Genomic DNA, 3,613 nt, shown 5'->3' with positions numbered 1-3,613 from the left:
GTCGACCATTCCGGTTGATGCCAATACCCCACCCGCGTCTCTGTGCGTAAAGCACAGAGACGCGGGTAGCCACCCTGCTAAAACCCGCTTCTTTGTTGGTCTGCCAGATTTTTAAGCTGGACGAAAACCGACGAAAGCAATGACGGCGCAATGCCGTAGCTATCCGAAATGACGCTGAAGCGTCGATATGTAATTGCAATGTTGGGCAGCCCCTCGCCAGGGCTGGATATCACTTCTAAGCCGGAGCCGATGGCTGTGCCATCAGCATGCGAAGCCCTTCGCCATAGCACCCTCCACCTTGCGATTAACACAACACATAAAGCGATCTAGTCCGCAGTTGGTAACGTCTGCGATACCAAAACGCCACCTCCACGGTCTGCGCCTGCCGTCATGGGCGCGTATCACTTAACACTTATGCAAGGGCATGGGGGGCAGCAGCAACACCATAGAAGCCACAAGGGAGAGACCAGTATGGCCAAGGGCAATAACTACGGAACCGGTACCCGTGATATGGCGAAAGCTGGGCGGTTCGCAATGAATAATGCTGCGCGCAGCGGCAACGCCTCTTATGCCACAGCCGCCGCCGTGGGCGAGCGCTGGCAGTCGTTCGCCACCTTCGCCAAAGGTGAGGGTGTAAAACGATTAGAAGGCGTCACAGCGCAGCTTGTGGCGTCATACGCGCAATCCATTGGCGCAGCCGTTAAAGCCGGCAGTCTCTCAGCGGCCTACGGGCAAAATTTGGTGAGTGCCGTTAATTCAGTAATGACATTGGTGACAAAGGGAGGGTGGCAGGCGGTGAGTCCTACAAAAGATGGCGGCATCGCTGCTCGTGACAACGTGCGCACAGAAGCCCCGCAAGGGCTTAACCGTGACGAGGTCATGACGATCACTGAGAGCATGCGTAGTAACGGAAATGAACGTGGAGCTGCCATCATTGAGTTGGCCCGTGATCTCGGCTTGAGATCAAAGGAAGCCTCACTTCTCAACGCTCAAAAAGCCCTTCAAGAAGGCCGCGAGCGCGGTTATGTGACAATCAGCGAGGGCACAAAAGGTGGCAGGGTGCGCGAAGTACCCATCACGCAAAACCAACTGGAAACACTCGCTAAGGCAGCAGTTATGCAGGGAACCCATCGAAGCCTCGTGCCAGCCGCACAGAGCTGGGCGCAATGGCGAGCGGGTGGCTTACGGCAAGCACGTGAGATGTTAAAAGCCAACGGTATCAGCCGTATCCATGAGTTGCGAAGCGCGTACGCGGTAGAGCGCTATCAAGCGTTAACTGGGCAGCTCCCGAAAATGATGGGCGGCAACGTCGACAAAGCAGCGGATCGAGCGGCACGCCTGGTCATCGCGAAGGAGCTAGGGCACTCACGGGTCGCCATCACAATCTCTTATTTGGGGTCGATGAAATGATTCCTCGCGATATCCGTCATGCCCTTCATCAGCATGCTGCAAAAGGAGGTAAAACAGCCCGGAGAAGGCAGATCAAGCGCATTGAAGAGTTTGTCGAGTGGTGCGGCTGTAGTCCTTATCAGGTGGGCCGAGGGCACGTGCATCGTTACTTTCAGGCCAAGAACTTTGCGCCTAGTACGTCCCGCGACCACTGGTATGCCATCCGGTTGCTATGGCAAACAATGGGCCGCCCTGGAGAGCCGCCAAAGCCTAGTGATTAATGCCCGTAATTAACGCTCTCTGGCGAGTTAGGTCTAGTATGCAACGAACAATACGCAACCAACTGGCCATGCATGCAACTCACTATTCCGCAGGCTGCCAAGCTGTATGGTAAGCATCGCAGTACCATCCACAGAAATATCGCATCAGGCCGCTTGTCATGCACCTTGCGAGGCGATGGCACTCGCGTCATTGATATGACGGAATTGGTACGTTGCTATGGCGAACCCAAGCAGCTACCACCCGAACTTCAACCACCGGCAACAGTGGCTAGCGAGGACTTGCAACACGCTATGCTGCAAGCGTTGCAAGCCATGCACCAAGAGCTTATTTCATTACGAAAAGAAGTCGCCCAGCTACGGCAATTACCTCCCCCTGCTTCATCTTCTGAATTACCCACAAATCAACAAACCAGCCCCATTAATGATGACCCTCATGGGCTGAGATCACTCGCGCGCTCCATTTTTGAAAAGCCAGCAAACAGTCACGACAAAACTCACTCATAAACATTGTCTGAATGACGGCGCCGCTGCCTGATTCTGGCCTGTAGTCGCTGCCAATCCTCTCCCACAACGTAACGCTCTGCCCAGGCCAGCAGCAGCTCAGCCAGCCGGCTATCGGGAATATCGTCAGGATACGCGGTAGCGTCATGGGCCACCCCCAGCAAATCCAGCCGTGCAGCCTGCTGAGCCGGCGCAGGGCCAAACGCATAGGTCAGCAACACCTCTAGCCATAAAGGCGCCTCAGCGGCCTGTATAGCTCTTGTGCGTGCCATTTACAGGTACTCCTCGGTGAGCAGCGCAAAGACTTTGCGCTTGGCGTGGGCCAGGTCGTTGTTCGCTAAGACATACCACTCGTACTGCTCGCTGCCAGGCGTAATTTCCTGTCCAACGGCGGCCCGATCGCGCTCATAGCGGTAGCGCGGCCCCAGGGGCGTGGGCTGCCACTCCGTAACACGGTCACTGCTAAATACGGGTCTGAGGTCGCTGATTTTGCGAAGAGACATGGCCACTCACTCGAGAAGGAAAAGGGTGCTTACAAGTGTAGCTTAATTAACGTGAAAAAATCACGCATATAAACCAAAAGTGGTTCTGTCAGTACATAGAAAAGCACGCTCGTGCAGCGTCAACGTACCAGTTTCGGCCTATATCCGTTATTTTTTCACGCTTATAGGCCGAAATTCAACATTATCCGTCTAATTCGCTATGGCACGCCTCGGTATGAACTTTGAACACGTAACCCATGCCGCCTATACCCTGATAGGTCGTGGCGAGCCCCCTACCATCTAGATCCGAGGAAATCGGCAGTAGCTCCTTCAAGCCACTTACAGCAATGGCGAGCTACCCAGGCCCCGAGCCGGCGTCCTGGACATCTCAAAGACACACGTTAATAAGGAAAATAAAACAGGTTGACCACCGATGTTGTTCATCGGCGACAAGTACAAACTGATAAAGGTAAAATTAATAAATGTAGTTAACTGAAAAAAAAGGAAATTCCTCCTATGAAAGTGTTAAGCAAGATTACCCTCGTTTTATGCCTTGTGTGTTTGGGGGGCGGGCCAGCATACGGTCAATCATGGGACGAAGGAGTGTCAGCGCATAAACGTGGCGATTACGCTACAGCATTGGACATCTTTAGCGTATTCGCAGAGCAAAGGGACGCCACTGCGCAGTTTGTTTTAGGACTCATGTACGCAGGGGGCCAAGGCGTGCCCCAGAATTATGCTGAGGCGCGTCAATGGTATCGTCGTTCCGCAGAACAAGGATATTCCAGGGCGCAATACAATTTGGGCGTCCTGTACGAGTATGGTCAAGGCGTGTCCCAGAACGATAATGAAGCGGCTCAATGGTATCGCCGTGCTGCCGAACAAGGGGATCCCATGGCGCAGTACAATTTGGGGATCATGTACTTTAATGGCCGGGGCGTGCCCAAAGATCAAAGTGAA

5 protein-coding genes are annotated in these 3,613 nt (G+C 53.9%); 3 read left to right on the top strand and 2 right to left on the bottom strand.

Annotated elements, in window-relative coordinates; all coding sequences use genetic code 11:
* Window positions 1-471 precede the first annotated feature (471 nt).
* Both INT22_RS01355 and INT22_RS01350 read left to right on the top strand, forming a co-directional pair.
* On the top strand, window positions 472-1,410 hold the full coding sequence (locus tag INT22_RS01355) for an integrase domain-containing protein (RefSeq protein WP_193067529.1): 939 nt from the start codon (window positions 472-474) through the stop codon (window positions 1,408-1,410).
* Window positions 1,407-1,670, top strand: coding sequence for a hypothetical protein (locus INT22_RS01350; protein ID WP_193067528.1), 264 nt, complete (start codon window positions 1,407-1,409; stop codon window positions 1,668-1,670). Before INT22_RS01355 ends, INT22_RS01350 begins: the two co-directional genes overlap by 4 nt.
* Window positions 1,671-2,164: 494 nt before the next feature.
* Here INT22_RS01350 and INT22_RS01345 read toward each other — a convergent pair whose 3' ends face one another.
* Window positions 2,165-2,443, bottom strand: a complete 279-nt coding sequence (locus tag INT22_RS01345) for a hypothetical protein (protein WP_193067527.1) — start codon at window positions 2,441-2,443, stop codon at window positions 2,165-2,167.
* Entirely contained in the window at window positions 2,444-2,674 is a 231-nt protein-coding gene (locus tag INT22_RS01340) for a hypothetical protein (protein WP_193067526.1), read from the bottom strand.
* Between the two features lie 495 nt (window positions 2,675-3,169).
* Between INT22_RS01340 and INT22_RS01335 the strand changes: the two genes are divergently transcribed.
* A partial coding sequence (locus tag INT22_RS01335) for a tetratricopeptide repeat protein (protein WP_193067525.1) occupies window positions 3,170-3,613 on the top strand: 444 nt, incomplete at its 3' end.

The organism is Halomonas sp. 3D7M, from assembly GCF_014897885.1.
Taxonomy (GTDB): Bacteria; Pseudomonadota; Gammaproteobacteria; order Pseudomonadales; family Halomonadaceae; genus Vreelandella.
The sequence above is the reverse complement of the archived record's forward strand: the minus strand, read 5'-3'. Positions and strand labels throughout refer to the sequence as shown.